The 581-nt window shown below is 47.7% G+C and carries 1 tRNA gene and 2 rRNA genes; all 3 read right to left on the bottom strand.

The window, feature by feature from the left end:
• Nucleotides 1-89: ribosomal RNA gene (locus tag U1I11_RS21615) — 23S ribosomal RNA — on the bottom strand; the annotation flags it as partial.
• Between the two features lie 220 nt (nucleotides 90-309).
• A tRNA-Ala gene (locus U1I11_RS21620) sits at nucleotides 310-385 on the bottom strand.
• A 112-nt stretch (nucleotides 386-497) separates the two neighbouring features.
• Nucleotides 498-581 (bottom strand): 16S ribosomal RNA (locus tag U1I11_RS21625); the annotation flags it as partial.

The raw sequence follows: 581 nt of genomic DNA on the forward strand, positions 1-581 counted from the left end.
CAGCTCCCCGAGGCGTTATCGTTGTTCGCCACGTCCTTCGTCGGCTCCTAGCGCCTAGGCATCCACCGTGTGCTCTTAGTAGCTTAACCTAGTTGCTTTCCTAAGAAAGCGACGACTTCTTCTACTTCCATCCAAAAGTGATGGTTGCAAAGCAACGATCATTCCTTTCGTCGGGTTCGAATCCATCGTTTATTTCATTCTTGCTCCGATCCTGTTTACACAGAACAGATAAGAATCGTTTTCTAAAACGCGATGTTTCGTTTCGGTATCCAGTTTTCAAGGATCAACTTCATATTGATGGTTTGTATATGGTGGAGCCAAGCGGGATCGAACCGCTGACCTCCTGCTTGCAAGGCAGGCGCTCTCCCAGCTGAGCTATGGCCCCATACAAATTCCATCAAAACTGAACAAATAGGAGTTTGAATCGACATCTTTATAGATGTTTTGAAGCTTACGCTTCGATGAATGTTTCCGTTGCAGGAAACGATTCTCCATAGAAAGGAGGTGATCCAGCCGCACCTTCCGATACGGCTACCTTGTTACGACTTCACCCCAATCATCTACCCCACCTTCGGCGGCTG

The organism is Paenibacillus campi, assembly GCF_034659835.1.
GTDB classification, from domain to species: domain Bacteria; phylum Bacillota; class Bacilli; order Paenibacillales; family Paenibacillaceae; genus Saccharibacillus; species Saccharibacillus campi.